The organism is Mesorhizobium sp. B2-4-3, from assembly GCF_006442815.1.
In the GTDB taxonomy this organism is placed as follows: domain Bacteria; phylum Pseudomonadota; class Alphaproteobacteria; order Rhizobiales; family Rhizobiaceae; genus Mesorhizobium.
The window spans coordinates 24,308-38,227 of sequence record NZ_VFVL01000031.1; the positions used below are offsets into that span (position 1 = coordinate 24,308).

Consider the following 13,920-nt stretch of genomic DNA (forward strand, 5'->3'; position numbering starts at 1 on the left):
AGGCATCCTAGATGAGTGGCCTGCGTTCCTCGCTCAGTCCCTCCCATCGGGCAAGCTTCTTCAGCCCATCATAGTCGATCGTTTCGCAGCCGCCATCTCGCCACATCACGAGCTTGCGGTCCATCAGCTTGCGGATGGTCTTGTTGGTATGGACCAGCGAAAGGCCGAGCGTGTCGGCGATATGCTGTTGTGTGATCGGGATCTGCACCGGTGTCTTGCCATTCAATCCGGCGCTGCGCGCCCGGCCGGCGATGAAAGCGACGAGATAGGCCGCGCGTTCGAGTGCGGTGCGGCGGCCGATGCTGAGCAGGCTCTCGTCCAGCATGCGCTCCTCGCGCGACGCGATCCAGGTGATGTCATAGGCAAGGCCGGGATGGTTGCGATAGAGCTCCTGCAACTGGTCGCGTTCGAAGACGCACAGCAGCATCGGCGACAGGGCCTCGACGGAATGCTGCATCTCGCCCATCAGGCTTCCCTGAAGGCCGATGAGGTCGCCGGGCATGGAAAAATTGAGGATCTGCCGACGTCCGTCGGGCAAAAGCTTGTAGCGGAACGCCCAGCCGGACAGCACGGTATAGAGATGCGCGCTGTGGCTGCCTTCGACCAGGACTGTCGCCCCCTTGTCGACCGCAAGCTCGCCGCGCTTGAAGGTGCCGATGAATGACAATTCCTGCTTGTCGAACTCACGGAACGCCGGCAACGGCCGCAATGGACATTTTTCACAAGGATATTGACGACTGGCAACCGTGCGTGCGCTTTGGCCGGACATTTCGACCCCTCTTCGAAATCCCTGCCCTTATGGGCGCAAGGAAACGCCTGAGACCGGCAGGGGTTCCGCAAGGCCGGGACCCCAATGTCTTTTTTAAATGACATGGCGGCCAATTCCGCGCATGAGTGCGGCCCTGCCGAGGAGACACTGATAAGTGCCAGCACTGCTTGATGGACTGCGTATTCTCGTTCTGGAAGACGAGTTCCTGATCGCGATGGACGTCGAGCAGCTTTGCCGCGACCACGGCGCCGCGGATGTGACGATCGTACGTGAGCTCGGCGAGATCGACGGGCAGGCGCTGCCTGCGCGCTTCGACGCGGCGGTTGTCGACCTGATGCTCGGCGGCGTCTCGACTCTGGATTTCGCCGCGCGGCTACGCAGCGAGGGCGTCCCGTTCGTATTTGCCTCCGGCTATTCGGATTCGGACGAGATCAAGGGTTCGTTTCCGGATATCCGGCTGATCGCCAAGCCCTACTCAGGCGACGATCTGATCGAAGCCGTGGCCATGGCCTGCGGCCGGGTCGCCTCGGCCTGAGTCCATCCTTGCAATCGTAACCGGTCGGTTTAAGCCGCGTTCGAACCTGTGACCTGCGCCGAGATCGCGTCGGGCCCGAACTCGTCCTCTCCGGAAATCTTGAGGATTTCCTGGAGCCTGGCGCGCGCCCGGCTGACGCGGCTCTTGATCGTGCCGACCGCGCAGCCGCAAATCTCGGCGGCTTCTTCATAGGAGAAGCCGGAAGCGCCGATCAGGATGATGGCCTCGCGCTGGTCCTCGGGCAGCTGCTCGAGCGCGCCGCGGAAATCCTTGAGGTCGAGCTGGCCATGCTGGGCCGGATGAACGGCAAGCCTGGCCGTCATGATGCCGTCGCTGTCCTGAACTTCGCGGCCGCGCTTGCGCATCTGCGAATAGAATTCGTTGCGCAGGATGGTGAACAGCCAGGCCTTCAGATTGGTGCCGGGCTGGAAGCTCTCATGCTTGTCCCAAGCCTTGACCAGCGTTTCTTGGACGAGGTCGTCGGCCCGGTCGGCATTCTGCGTCAGCGACACGGCAAAGGCGCGAAGGCTCGGGATCGCACCGAGCAACTCGGTCTTGAAGCTCTGGGATACTGCCGCCATGCCTCAGTCCTTTTTCTGGGCAGGTTCGGTCTGTTCCAGTTGGCTGAGCAACTGAGCGAAACGGTCCGGCACATGGTCCGAGACCAACTCGTCATAATATTGTTTGAGCTTGCGGGCTATCTCTGAGTTTGCCCCAAGCGGATTGCCGTCCCCGTTCCGATGCCTGCTTGCGGCATCAGCCAACTTTTTTTTCTTCATTTCTTTCATAGTAGCCCTAGTTTCCAGCGCCTGAACCGCTCTTCGACTGCAAACCACAACGCAAGCGGAACCTTCGTCTGGTTGCCCATCCCAAGCCTCGAAACGCCCGCTTGCTAATTTAGTTCCACAGCCGGCGGAACTTTTTCCGAAAGCCGGCGTTTGATTTTCAGGGGCATGCACCAGCCCGGCCTTGAACGTGCAGCGTCATCTGAGGGAGACGTCAATAATGAGTTTGTCCGCAACCATCGCGCCGCATCTTCCGTTCCTGCGCCGCTTCTCGCGGGCGGTATCGGGATCGCAGGAGAGTGGTGACGCGTTGGTCGCCGCGATGCTGGAAGCCATCATCGCCGATACCAATATCTTCCCCGAAGCCTCGAGCGACCGCATTGCGCTGTACAAGGTTTTCGCCAGACTGTTCACCTCCGTGGCCATCCGCGTGCCGCAGGAACAGGCCCAGACCGCCTGGGAGCAGCGGGCCGCGGCCAATCTGAATGCGATCGCGCCCCTGCCGAGGCAGGCTTTCCTTCTGGTTGCCGTCGAGGGCTTCAGCGAGGATGAGGCGGCGGAAATCCTCGATGTAGACGAGGACGAGTTCTCGGAACTGCTTGCCCAGGCGAGCAACGAGATTTCCCGGCAGGTCGCGACCGATGTGCTGATCATCGAGGACGAGCCGCTGATCGCCATGGACATCGAGGAGATGGTCGAGAGTCTCGGCCACCGCGTGGTCGGCACGGCGCGCACGCATGCCGAGGCTGTGGCCGTGTTCGGCAGGACGCGGCCGAAAATGGTTCTGGCCGACATCCAGCTCGCCGACGGCAGCTCGGGCATCGAAGCCGTCAACGAGATCTTGTCCTCGACGCCGGTGCCGGTGATCTTCATCACCGCCTTCCCGGAGCGCCTGCTGACCGGCGAACGGCCCGAGCCGGCCTTCCTGGTCACCAAGCCCTTCAATCCCGACATGGTCAAGGCTTTGATCAGCCAGGCCCTGTTCTTCGACCGTCAGGCCAAGGCCGCCGCCTGATCCTCTTCGAAGCTTGGACATCGAGCGTCATGCGGGGCCTTCGCGCCGCGCGTGACGCCTGGCCGTTTGCGGTCTGAAAAGACCCTCGAGGGGATCGTCTTTTTCAGCAAATGGTGGAACAAACGACACCGAGCTACGTTCTTTTCCCGACGTAAGAAGGAGACGCATCATGCTGTACTGGGCGCTCGTATTTCTCGTAGTTGCGATCATCGCCGGCGCGCTTGGGTTCGGCGGCATCGCCGGCACATCGGCGGGCATCGCGCAGATCCTGTTCTTCATCTTCCTCGCCTTCCTGGTGATTTCGCTCATCGCAGGCCTCTTCAGGAGAGCCTGACCGCGACACTGGAAGCCGCACCCCTCAAACGGTTTCCAGCCACCGCCGGGCGGCGCCTCGAAAGAGCACTGCCCGGCGGACCGTTTTTTGGAGAGCCCTCGCGATTTCAAGGCCACTGTGATTTCAAGGCCACCGCGATTTCAAGGCGCTGGCTCACGCGGAACAAGTTGCGGATTGAGCCGTTCAAGGACCGAGTGGGGGATATTTCCAATGCCTTCCAAGGGTCCCACGAAAGACCGGGTTGAAAAGCAAGACAGCGAAGTGATCGCGATGCATCCCTCGGAAAGCGGGATGCAGTTGGGGCGGGCCCTGCTTCATGCCCTGCACAATGCCGGGATTTCGGTTCTCTACGAGGATCGGCAGATGCAAACGGTCTGGGCGCGCAACATGAACGCGCCCTGGGCGTCCGATACAGCCGCCGGCAAGGACTTGCTCTCGCCGGCGCAGGCCGAACGCATAAGGGCCGCCAAACTCAAGGTGATCGAATCCGGCAACGCGGACCAGCTCGAGCTCAGCATTCCGGGACACCAGGGCGTACGTTGGTTCCAGCTTTGGATCGATGCAGACCGCGGGGAAGCCGGCGACGTCCTCGGCGTCGTCACTACGATGGTGGAGACGACGGAGCAGAAACGCCGCGAGCAGACGCTGAAGGCGTTGCTGCGCGAAGTCAGCCATCGATCGAAAAATCTTCTGGCCATCATCCAGAGCATCGCCACTCAGACCGGGCGCTATACGGAGACGCTCGGCGAGTTCCTGGCGCGGTTTCGCGGCCGGCTGCAATCGCTCGCGTCCTCGCAGGATCTCGTCACATCCTCCAATTGGCGGGGAGCGGCGCTGCAGGAGCTCGTCTCCGGGCAGGTCGGCCGCTACAGCAGCGACCTGGCCAACAGTCTGCGGTTCGCGGGCGAAAATCCCTATCTCAACCCCAATGCCGCCATGCATATCGGCTTGGCGATGCATGAGCTGGCCGTGAATTCCGTGAGCTACGGCGCGCTGTCGCGGCCGGAGGGCCATGTCGAGGTTCGCGCCAGGCTCGAGGCCGAAAACGGAACCTCGCCCAACCTTCTGCTGACCTGGACAGAGGCGGTCGGCGATACGCCGCGCAATGAGAAGCGCTTCGGCAGCGTGGCGCTGGAGCGCGTCGTGCCGATGTCGCTGAACGGCTCAGCGACGCTGGAAATCGGCACGGACCGCATGGAATACCGTCTTACCGTCCCGCACGGGAATTTCGAGACGGATTGATGGCGGCGCCGATGGCGTGAGAGCAATTCCAGGAAAAGTACGCAACGGGTCAGGCTAGAGCATGATGCCGAAAAGTGTGAAGCGGTTTTCGGACGACATCATGCTCTATCTCTTTGATTTAGAGACGGATTCAGATTTCAGGTCGATTCGACCTGAAATCATCCGGCTCTAGGCGGCTTCGCCGTAGCTGTCCGTCCGGAGTTGCGCCGGAATGGAGCCTCGCCGGCAAAGGTCTTAACCGGCTGTTCACCATAAAGTCCGATCCTGTGTACCCGGCTGACGATGATGCGCCGGAAGCCCATCCGCGCCCCGGCGCGCGATCTGGGAGAGTGAAATGATGGTTGCCGACATGAACAGGCTGGAGCAGGCCGCCCGCGTCTCGATGAGCGGCTTCCAGGATGCCGAGCCGCCGCCGGCGCCGCGGTCGTCGCATCTTTCGCTCCGCCTTGGCGCGATCGCGCTTCTGGCGGCCGTGGCCTTGACCGCGGCCTGGCAATTGTTCTGACCCCGCATGCGGCTTTGACGCCCAGACTTTAGCGCGCCGCCATTTCGCGCGGAGCGCTTCAGGCTCCGGCCCCGGAACTTTTGTTCGTCGAGAATCGTTGTTGGCGGCGGGAGGTTTGGAGCCATGGAACACATCGCTGCGTTGCTCTTTGTCGTCGGCTGCTCGAGCACAATGACCGATTGCCGGGAACTCGAAGTGCCCGTCAGCGTCTTCGAAACCGCACATGCATGCGTCGCCGAACGGCCATTCGCCATCGGCGACCTGCAGGATCAGGCCCCCCGCATTATCGGCAAATGCCTCGCCGTGGATCCCGCGCTGGAGGACGACTACGACCGGATCGTCTGGAACGCGCGGCCCGACGGCATGCTGGTCGCATCGCTGGAGGTGTCCGGCATGCTTGTCGCGTCGAACGGCGGGCGCCCCGAAAAAGACTATGTTAGGCAACAGTAGAATCTGGCGGGCAAAGCACCTTTTTTCATGCTAAACGGTTGCTGGCACTGCCGAAAGTGAGGACAAAGTGAGGAGCAATTCTATGCGGAAGATGATCATTGCCATGGTTGCTGTGGTCGCTGTCAGCGGCTGCACCACGACCGAGCAGGACGTCGTCGGCGGCGGCCTGATCGGCGCCGGTGTGGGCGGCTTGGTCGGCGGCGGCAAGGGTGCGCTGATCGGCGCGGCCGTCGGCGCCGGGTCGGGCCTTCTGGTTCGCAACCTGCGCAATGGCTATTGCCAGTATCGCGATCATCGCGGCCGGATCTACACGGCTCGCTGCAACTAGAGCAATTCCAGGAAAAGTGTGATCGGTTTTCCGTTCGGAATTGCGTAAAAACAAAAAGATAGAGCGTTTCGCCGTTTCCGTGAAACAGTGAAACGCTCTAGTTCAGCACCGAAAAACCGGAGGTCGGCTCCCGGCCTCCGGTTTTTCAAAATTCAAATCGCTGATTTGCCCTCATGCGGCCAGCGGGATCCTGATCTCCACCTTCAGTCCGTCGGCGTGGTAGTCGCGCGCGATCGTGCCGCGCAATTCGCGTGTGACGTTGAGATCTATCAACTTGGTGCCGAAGCCGGTCTTGACTGGTGCTTCCAGTTCCTTCTGACCCGCCTCGCGCCAGTTCAGGACCAGCGTCCGCTCGCGACCGCGGCCTTCGACGCTCCAGTCGACCTTGAGAGCCCAGCTTCCCCTGACCGAATTGAGCGAACCGCCGGCGTCGCCATATTTCAGCGCGTTGGTGGCGAGTTCGTGGAAGGTCAGCCCTAGCGCCTGCGTCGTCGTCTCGTCCAGCAGCACTTCCGGCCCTGACAACACGCCTTCGGGAAGCTCCTTGCCGAACACCTGCCCGAGCTCGATGCGCAGCAGGTCGCCGAGATCTGCTTTCTGCCAGCGCGAGCGCGTGAGCATATCCTGCGATGCAGCCATGGCCTGCAGGCGCGCCGAAAACGATGCCGAAAACTCCTTGACGTCGGTGGCTTGCGAGGCCGTCTGCCGCGCGATCGCCAGCACGCGCGTGATCGAATTCTTGATGCGGTGCTTCATCTCCTGCAGGATCAGATCCTTTTCCAGCAGGCTCTTTTCGGTCGTCTCGTGCAGCGCCGATTTCGCGTCATAGGCGCGTTCCTGGTAGCGCGCCACCAAGGCGATGGCGCCGGCGAGCAGCAGGCCGAACAGCCCGAGCATCACCGGAATGGCGCGCGAGGACGGCGGTTCGAAGGCGCTTGTCGGCCGAAACAGCAAGGTCCACGGCTGGCCCGCCACGACGATATCGCGGCGTGCCAAAAGCTTCGCGCCGATGCGTTCCGCCGGCGGCGCTTCCGAACAGAACAGGAGATTGCCGGACTCGGGCTTGCCGTCATAGACCTCGACATTGACCGGCAGCAGCGGCGCGTGGCTGAGCGCGACCTGGAACAGATCCTGCGCGCGGAACGCGGCGTAAAGAAAACCGGCCGTCGAGGAGCGGCTTGCATTGATGACGTCGGGTGCGGTTTCGACGTTCAGGCGCACGAAAACCAGGAAGCCCGTGAAGGTCTGCCTCACGCCCGCGCCCTGGCCGAGCTGGACCATGCCGCTCGCATGCTGCTGGTCATCTGCCATCGCCTTTTCGATGGCCGCGCGCCGTACCGGCTCGGTGAACATGTCGAAGCCGATGATCGACTGGTTGGATGTGTCGAGCGGCTCGAACAGCACGATCGGCGTGCGCCATTGCTGCGTCGTGGCGGGATAGATCGGATGCGCCGACCCATGATCGTGCAGGATGTCGCGTTCCACCGCCGCCTCGTCGCCGGTCTTGGCGAGCCTCAGGAAGCCCACGCCGCGCAGCCCCGCGAAATTGTCGTCGATGTCGAGCGCGGTGAAGAAGGCCTTGAATTCGCCGCGCGAGATGTCGCCGTTGCGGGCATCGAACAGCGCCTGTGTCGAACGCAGCAGCGACAGATGCAGGTCGATGCGGCTCTCGATGCGGCTCAGCGCGTCATCGGCGGTACCCTCGAATTTGATCCGAGCCGCCTCCTGCGTCGCGAAATAGGCAAACCCCGCCATCGTCAGGCTGATCAGCGCGACGGCGACGAAGGCGACGATCGGAAAAAGCTTCTTCAAATCAAGGATGCGGCCCCGTGGACGGTGACGACCTTTATGGTCAAGTCTCAGCGCCAACACAATGGCGCGGTCAAATCATCACCGCGGCTGGCACATCACGCAGTCGTTAATTAGCCGGCTATCATCATGCCGCGATCTTCAGCGCGCCTGGGCCCGGAATGGCGCCTGGCGGGCATTTGCCCAAGATGATCATTCCGAGCACCTCGTCCTGGGTGACGTCGGTGGTGCGCGCGGTCCCGACCACCTGGCCGTTCTTCATCACGCAGACCCGGTCGGCGAGCTCGAACACGTCGTGGATGTCGTGGCTGATCAGGAAGATGCCGATGCCGTCGGCCTTGAGCTGCTTGACCAGTTCGCCGACTTGCGCCGTCTCTTGCGGACCGAGCGCCGCCGTCGGCTCGTCCATGATCAGGATGCGGGCGTTGAACAGGATCGCGCGCGCGATCGCCACCGACTGCCGCTGTCCGCCCGACAGCTTGATGACCGGCTCCTTGAAGCGCTGGAAGCGTGGATTGAGGCGGCCCATCACCTTGCGCGCCTCGGCTTCCATGGCGACGTCGTCCAGCGTGCCCCAGCCCGTCATCAGCTCGCGGCCGAGGAAGAGATTGGCCGCGGCATCGACATTGTCGGCCAGCGCGAGCGTCTGGTAGATCGTCTCGACGCCATATTTCTTGGCATCACGCGGATTGGCGATCGAAGCCTCCTCGCCATTGATGAATATCTGCCCGTTGTCGCGCTTATAGGCGCCGGACAGGATCTTGATCAGCGTCGATTTGCCCGCGCCATTGTGGCCGAGCAGCGCCATCACTTCGCCGGGGAAAAGATCGACCGAGGCATCATCGACGGCGCGGATGCCGCCGAAGGCGATCGAGATGTTGCGCATGTCGACCAGCGGAACGCCGGCGGGAGCGGTCTTGTCAGCCATGATCCTTTTCCTCCCTATAGTCCTTGATCAGACGCGCTTGCGATAGAGGGTGTCGAGCCAGACCGCGACGACCAGCACGGCGCCGACGACGATGCTCTGCAGCGGCGAATCGACGCCGAGCAGCACCATGCCGGACTGCAGCGACTGCATCAGCAATGCGCCCAGCATGGCGCCGAGCACGGTGCCGGAACCGCCGGCGAGCGACGTGCCGCCGATGACTGCCGCGGCGATGACCAAAAGTTCGTCCAGCGTCCCCAGCGCATTTGTCGAGGAGTTCTGCCTGGCCGACGAGATCGCCGCCGCGATCGTCGCCAGCACGCCCATGATCATGAACACCTTCATGGTGATCCAGCGCGTGTTGATGCCGGCGAGATTGGCTGCTTCCGGATTGCCGCCGATGGCAAAGACGTAGCGGCCGAAGCGCGTGCGCTTGGTGACGAAGGTCATGATCAGGCCGACGGCAACGGCCATCAGCACCGGAATGGCGATGCCATGCGCGATGAACAGCCCGCCTTCGGGAACGGTGATGTTGTTGGCGGCGGCGTAGCGGTTCACGATGCCGACCGGCCACGGATAGGAATTGGCGAGCCACACCGCGCCCAGGATGACCGCGCAGGTGACCGTGGCAAGCAGCGTCTCGGCCCAGACCGGACGCAGCGGGAAGCGGAAGCGCTTGCGCTGCACGCGACCGTTGAAATGCATGAAGATAACCGCCAGGCAGGCGACGATGCCGACGGCCCAGCTCCATTTGGCGCCGATCGAACCTGCCGGGCCGCCGCCCATCAGCTGGAAGGTGGCGTCGAGCGGCGCCACGGTCTGGCCGCTGGTGACCCACCAGGCGGCGCCACGCCATACCAGCAATCCGCCCAGCGTCACGATGAAGGCCGGCACTTCGAGATAGGCGATGATGAAGCCTTGGAAGGCGCCGATGATGAGGCCGAGCGCCAGACCGATCAACAATGCCAGCACCCAGATCCACGGATTGCCCAGCTCAAGCCCGACGAAGCGCACCAGGAAATGCACCTGGGCAAAGCCCATGACCATGCCGATCACCCCTTCGGCCGATCCGACCGACAGGTCGATGTTGCGCATGACGATGACCAGCACCATGCCGGAGGCCATGATCGCCACGGCCGAGGTCTGCACCGACAGGTTCCACAGATTGCGCGGGGTGAGAAACGTGCGGCTGTCGAAGTCGAGTGGATTGACGCCGAGGCGCAGGCTGGAAATCACATGCAGCCCGATCCAGATCAGGAGCAGCGCGCCGATCATGCCCAGCATGCGGGTGTCGAGCTCGGTCGCCTTCAGGAACCGGGCGACGGCGCCGAGTTCCGACGCGCGCGCGGTGTCCGCCGGTTGGGTAGACGTCGTGTCGGTCATGATTTCCTCCCGCCGGCTTGCCGTCTGACGCGGATGCCGGAACTCAGCCTAGAAGCTATCCGCCTGAGGCAGAACGGCAAAATCTTTTGAGAAAACGCCGCGGCCTTCGGGCCGCGGCGCAGGTATTTTGATCGAACGTCGGGCAAGGCTCAGTTGCAGACCTTGACGCTGCTGGCAGGCACGCCCGCGCAGACTTCGTCCTTTTTGATCCAGCCGGCGTCGATGACGACGTTGAGATTGTCCTTGGTGATCGCGATCGGCGTCAGGAACAGCGACTTGACGGTGTTGCCGCCGGGCGTCGTGAAGTCCTTGGCGCCGGCGATGTCGCCCATCTTCTTGCCGTCGGCGAGCTGCGAGGCGATCTCGGCGGCGTTCTTGCCGAGCTCGCGCGCGTCTTTCCACACCGACACGGTCTGCGTGCCGAGCGCGATGCGGTTGAGCGCCGCGTGGTCGCCGTCCTGGCCCGAGACCGGAACGGTGCCGGCAAGCCCCTGCGCCGTCAGCGCCGCGACGACGCCGCCGGCGGTGCCGTCATTGGCAGCCACGACCGCGTCGACCTTGTTGTCGTTGGCGGTCAGGAACTGCTCCATGTTCTTCTGCGCGTTGGCGGGCAGCCAACCGTCGGTATAGGCCTCGCCGACATTCTTGACCTTGCCGCTGTCGATCGCCTCCTTCAGCACTTCCATGGAGCCCGCGAACAGGAAGTCGGCGTTCGGATCGGAGCCCGAGCCCTTGATGAAGACGTAGTTGCCTTCGGGCTTCGCCTTGAACACCCCTCGGGCCTGCATGCGCCCGACTTCCTTGTTGTCGAAGGTCAGGTAGAACACGTCCTTGTTCTCGATCAGGCGGTCGTAGCCGACGACCGGGATTCCTTCATCGAGCGCCTTCTGCACCGCCGGGCCGATTGCCGAGGCATCCTGCGCCAGGACGATCAGCGCGTTGGCGCCTTGCGAGATCAGGCTTTCGACGTCGGTCAGCTGCTTGCCCGGATTCGACTGCGCGTCGGCCGAGATATACTTGTCGCCGGCGGCCTCGATGGCGGCCTTCATCGCCGCTTCGTCGGTCTTCCAGCGCTCTTCCTGGAAATTCGACCACGACACGCCGATCACCTTGTCCTTCGCCTCGGCAACCGACGCCAGCGTCAGCGACATGGCAACGCCCGCCAGTATGGCGGCTGCGAATTTCTTCATGATATCCTCCCTGCGCCTGTGCGGCGCGACCCAGACTGGCCCGAAGGCCGGCACAGAGGCTTTTTTTCGAGCCTCAAAAAAATAGTGATCCAGCAAAACGACGCTGTCAACTGCGATTCTGATGGGTTTTGATGGGTCCGGTCATTTTTTTCGACACCCGCAATAAATAATGACATGGGCTTTGGCTTCTGCCACTATCAAGAAGCAATTCCAGGAAAAGTGCGCAGCGGTTTTCCGTCCGGAATTGCGTCAGAACAAAAGACAGCCGGTTCGCCGTTTCCGTGAACGGTGAACCGCTCTGGCGTGTCGCCGACAGGCCATGGCATTATCACAAGGCCGCGATGACCGGGGAGGACGTGCGAGACAATGTCGGTCGGAATCCGTCACGACGATTTGCGCAGGCGCAACCGCGCCATGGTGATTTCGGCCGTGCGCCGCGCCGGCCAGCCCTCGCGCACGGAGATTGCCGCCACCACCGGGCTCAGCCACTCGACCATTTCGGCGATCTCCGCCGATCTGATTCAGGAAGACATTCTCACCGAAAGCAAGGCCAGCGAGCCGACGGCGTTGAAACGCGGCCGGCCGCAGATCGGCCTGGCGCTGAACCCCGAAGCCGCCGCGGTGCTGACCGTGGTGCTGTCGCTGAACTTCCTGTCGGTCGCCGTGATCGATTATGCCGGCCAGGTTGTTGCCGAGGAGCAGCAGCGCCTCGACACGCTTGTCATGCCCCGCGACGATTTGATCGGCGAATGCATGGCGATCGTCCGGCGCCGGCTGCGGGATCCCGACCTCGACGTGGGCAGCGTCGCCCGCATCGCCATGGGCATTCAGGGCATCACCGATTCCCATTCACGCGCCATGCTTTGGTCGCCGATCACGCCGCTGACCGACATCCCCTTCGCCGACCTCCTCGAAAGGGAATTCGGTATTCCCGCCACCATGGAGAACGACTGCAACATGATGGCGGTGGCGCTGCAATGGCGCGATCCCGAGCGCTATCGCGACGACTTCATCGCCATCCTGCTCTCGCACGGCATCGGCATGGGTCTCGTGCTCAAGGGCACGCTGTTCACCGGCACGCATTCCTCCGGCGGCGAGTTCGGCCACATGATCCACCGACCCGGCGGGGCGCTTTGCCGCTGCGGCCGCCGCGGCTGCGTCGAGGCCTATGCCGGCAATTACGCGATCTGGCGCAGCGCCATGAAAATGAGCGAGGACGCCGAGCCGGTCGACGTCGGCGACGCCGACATGCGCGCGCTGGCCGCGAAGGCGCGCGAAAAGGACGGACCCGAGCGGGAGGCTTACCGCCGGGCCGGCGAAGCGCTTGGTTTCGGTCTCGGCAGCCTGTTCGCCCTCATCGACCCGGCACCTGTCGCCATGGTCGGCGTCAGCGCGGCCGCCTTCGACCTGATCGAGCCGGCGCTGCAAGAGGCGATCGCCCAGACCGCCGGCGGCCAGCACTCGGAATCGATCTCCTTCGACACCGAGCCGAACGAACTGCCGCTGATCCGCGAAGGCTGTGCTGCGCGCGCGCTGACCTTCGTCGATCAGGAGATTTTCGCGCCGGGGGTGCAGGCCAGAGCGGGGGCCGGGAAGAACGTGGCCTGATCAGCTTTGAAGTGACCGTTGGTTTCCGTGTCCTGCTACGCGCTGCAGATTAGCGAAGGCCCCGCAGCCTCGTCATTCCAGGGCGAAGCAGGAGCGAAGCTCCGTCGCGCAAACCCTGGAATCCATGCCGTTACCTCACGCGTCGAGCGCAGCGGCGCAGAATTCTGGACTGTCGCAACGCGTCGACATCACGGAATGGATCCTCGGGTCTGCGCTGCGTCGCTGCGCTCCTTGCTCCGCCCGTGGATGGATGACGAAGCTCAAGCGTCTCGGCTAACCGCCAACGCATGCGATCCGCTGCTGGAGACAGAACCCGTCAGCGTCTCCGCGCCCTATTCCTAATCTTCCCTGATCGCGTAACCCGCGCCGCGGATGGTGCGGATGACGTCCGGCATGCGGCCGTTGTTGACCGCCTTGCGCAGGCGCCCGACATGGACGTCCACGGTGCGCTCGTCGATATAGATCGTCTCGCCCCAGACATTGTCGAGCAGTTGGCTGCGCGAGAACACCCGGCCAGGATGGCGCATCATGAATTCCAGCAGCCGGAACTCGGTCGGGCCGAGCCTGATCTCGCTCTTCTTGCGGTAGACGCGGTGCGATTCACGGTCGAGCACGATGTCGCCGACCTTGAGCACGCTGGACAGCACCTCCGGCTTGGCGCGGCGCAGCAGCGCCTTGACGCGCGCCATGAACTCCGGCGTCGAGAACGGCTTGACCAGATAGTCGTCGGCGCCGGTCGAGAGGCCGCGCACACGGTCGCTTTCTTCACCCCGCGCGGTCAGCATGATGATCGGCAGCCGCTCGGTCTCGGGCCGCATCCTGAGGCGCCGGCAGAGCTCGATGCCGGAAACCGCCGGCACCATCCAGTCGAGCACGAGCAGGTCGGGAACGTTTTCCTGAAGGCGGATTTCGGCCTCGTCGCCGCGGGTCACCACTTCGACCTGGTAACCCTCGGATTCGAGATTGTAGCGGAGCAGCACCCCCAGCGGCTCCTCGTCCTCCACCACCATGATGCGTGGCGCGATCATTGAGGTAACCTTTT

Annotated in this window: 16 protein-coding genes; 8 read left to right on the plus strand and 8 right to left on the minus strand. The window is 63.1% G+C overall.

Annotation, left to right across the window (positions count from 1 at the left end; all coding sequences use genetic code 11):
- Positions 1 to 7: 7 nt before the first annotated feature.
- Positions 8 to 769 (minus strand): Crp/Fnr family transcriptional regulator, encoded by a 762-nt coding sequence (locus FJ956_RS24200; protein ID WP_140682281.1) that lies wholly within the window; start codon positions 767 to 769, stop codon positions 8 to 10.
- 154 nt (positions 770 to 923) lie between these two features.
- On the opposite strand from FJ956_RS24200, the gene FJ956_RS24205 reads away from it, so the two are divergent.
- Positions 924 to 1,304: a response regulator gene (locus FJ956_RS24205; protein ID WP_140682279.1), complete on the plus strand. Its 381-nt coding sequence runs from the start codon at positions 924 to 926 to the stop codon at positions 1,302 to 1,304.
- Positions 1,305 to 1,333: 29 nt separating this feature from the next.
- On the opposite strand, the gene FJ956_RS24210 is transcribed toward FJ956_RS24205, so the two are convergent.
- Both FJ956_RS24210 and FJ956_RS24215 read right to left on the minus strand, forming a co-directional pair.
- Positions 1,334 to 1,885, minus strand: coding sequence for an RNA polymerase sigma factor (locus tag FJ956_RS24210; RefSeq protein ID WP_040985057.1), 552 nt, complete (start codon positions 1,883 to 1,885; stop codon positions 1,334 to 1,336).
- A gap of 3 nt (positions 1,886 to 1,888) precedes the next feature.
- Positions 1,889 to 2,092, minus strand: coding sequence for a NepR family anti-sigma factor (locus FJ956_RS24215; RefSeq protein ID WP_140682277.1), 204 nt, complete (start codon positions 2,090 to 2,092; stop codon positions 1,889 to 1,891).
- A 217-nt stretch (positions 2,093 to 2,309) separates the two neighbouring features.
- Between FJ956_RS24215 and FJ956_RS24220 the strand changes: the two genes are divergently transcribed.
- The 6 genes from FJ956_RS24220 to FJ956_RS24240 all read left to right on the plus strand — a co-directional run bounded on the left by FJ956_RS24220 (position 2,310) and on the right by FJ956_RS24240 (position 5,963).
- A complete protein-coding gene (locus FJ956_RS24220; RefSeq protein ID WP_140648116.1) occupies positions 2,310 to 3,104 on the plus strand; it encodes a response regulator in 795 nt (264 codons plus the stop codon).
- A 169-nt stretch (positions 3,105 to 3,273) separates the two neighbouring features.
- A complete protein-coding gene (locus tag FJ956_RS24225) occupies positions 3,274 to 3,438 on the plus strand; it encodes a DUF1328 domain-containing protein (protein WP_018429836.1) in 165 nt (54 codons plus the stop codon).
- Between the two features lie 291 nt (positions 3,439 to 3,729).
- The gene (locus FJ956_RS24230; RefSeq protein WP_246672187.1) at positions 3,730 to 4,680 is read left to right on the plus strand and encodes a sensor histidine kinase; all 951 of its coding nucleotides are present in this window, start codon (positions 3,730 to 3,732) and stop codon (positions 4,678 to 4,680) included.
- Between the two features lie 334 nt (positions 4,681 to 5,014).
- Positions 5,015 to 5,185 carry a hypothetical protein gene (locus FJ956_RS30630; RefSeq protein ID WP_164772578.1) on the plus strand — a complete coding sequence of 57 codons (171 nt, stop codon included), beginning with the start codon at positions 5,015 to 5,017 and terminating at the stop codon, positions 5,183 to 5,185.
- Between the two features lie 123 nt (positions 5,186 to 5,308).
- Positions 5,309 to 5,635: a hypothetical protein gene (locus FJ956_RS24235; protein ID WP_140682273.1), complete on the plus strand. Its 327-nt coding sequence runs from the start codon at positions 5,309 to 5,311 to the stop codon at positions 5,633 to 5,635.
- Between the two features lie 82 nt (positions 5,636 to 5,717).
- Positions 5,718 to 5,963: a YMGG-like glycine zipper-containing protein gene (locus tag FJ956_RS24240; protein ID WP_027166589.1), complete on the plus strand. Its 246-nt coding sequence runs from the start codon at positions 5,718 to 5,720 to the stop codon at positions 5,961 to 5,963.
- Between the two features lie 171 nt (positions 5,964 to 6,134).
- Here the strand turns inward: FJ956_RS24240 and FJ956_RS24245 are convergent, their stop codons facing one another.
- From FJ956_RS24245 to xylF, 4 genes are all read right to left on the minus strand, one after another.
- Positions 6,135 to 7,775, minus strand: a complete 1,641-nt coding sequence (locus FJ956_RS24245; protein WP_140682271.1) for a CHASE domain-containing protein — start codon at positions 7,773 to 7,775, stop codon at positions 6,135 to 6,137.
- A gap of 124 nt (positions 7,776 to 7,899) precedes the next feature.
- A complete protein-coding gene (locus FJ956_RS24250; RefSeq protein ID WP_140682269.1) occupies positions 7,900 to 8,700 on the minus strand; it encodes an ATP-binding cassette domain-containing protein in 801 nt (266 codons plus the stop codon).
- A gap of 27 nt (positions 8,701 to 8,727) precedes the next feature.
- Positions 8,728 to 10,080: a sugar ABC transporter permease gene (locus tag FJ956_RS24255; RefSeq protein WP_140682267.1), complete on the minus strand. Its 1,353-nt coding sequence runs from the start codon at positions 10,078 to 10,080 to the stop codon at positions 8,728 to 8,730.
- Between the two features lie 149 nt (positions 10,081 to 10,229).
- Positions 10,230 to 11,270, minus strand: coding sequence for a D-xylose ABC transporter substrate-binding protein (xylF, locus tag FJ956_RS24260; protein WP_140682265.1), 1,041 nt, complete (start codon positions 11,268 to 11,270; stop codon positions 10,230 to 10,232).
- 366 nt (positions 11,271 to 11,636) lie between these two features.
- Between xylF and FJ956_RS24265 the strand changes: the two genes are divergently transcribed.
- On the plus strand, positions 11,637 to 12,878 hold the full coding sequence (locus FJ956_RS24265) for an ROK family protein (protein WP_140682263.1): 1,242 nt from the start codon (positions 11,637 to 11,639) through the stop codon (positions 12,876 to 12,878).
- 338 nt (positions 12,879 to 13,216) lie between these two features.
- Here the strand turns inward: FJ956_RS24265 and phoB are convergent, their stop codons facing one another.
- Positions 13,217 to 13,906, minus strand: a complete 690-nt coding sequence (phoB, locus tag FJ956_RS24270) for a phosphate regulon transcriptional regulator PhoB (RefSeq protein ID WP_010911896.1) — start codon at positions 13,904 to 13,906, stop codon at positions 13,217 to 13,219.
- Positions 13,907 to 13,920: the final 14 nt, after the last annotated feature.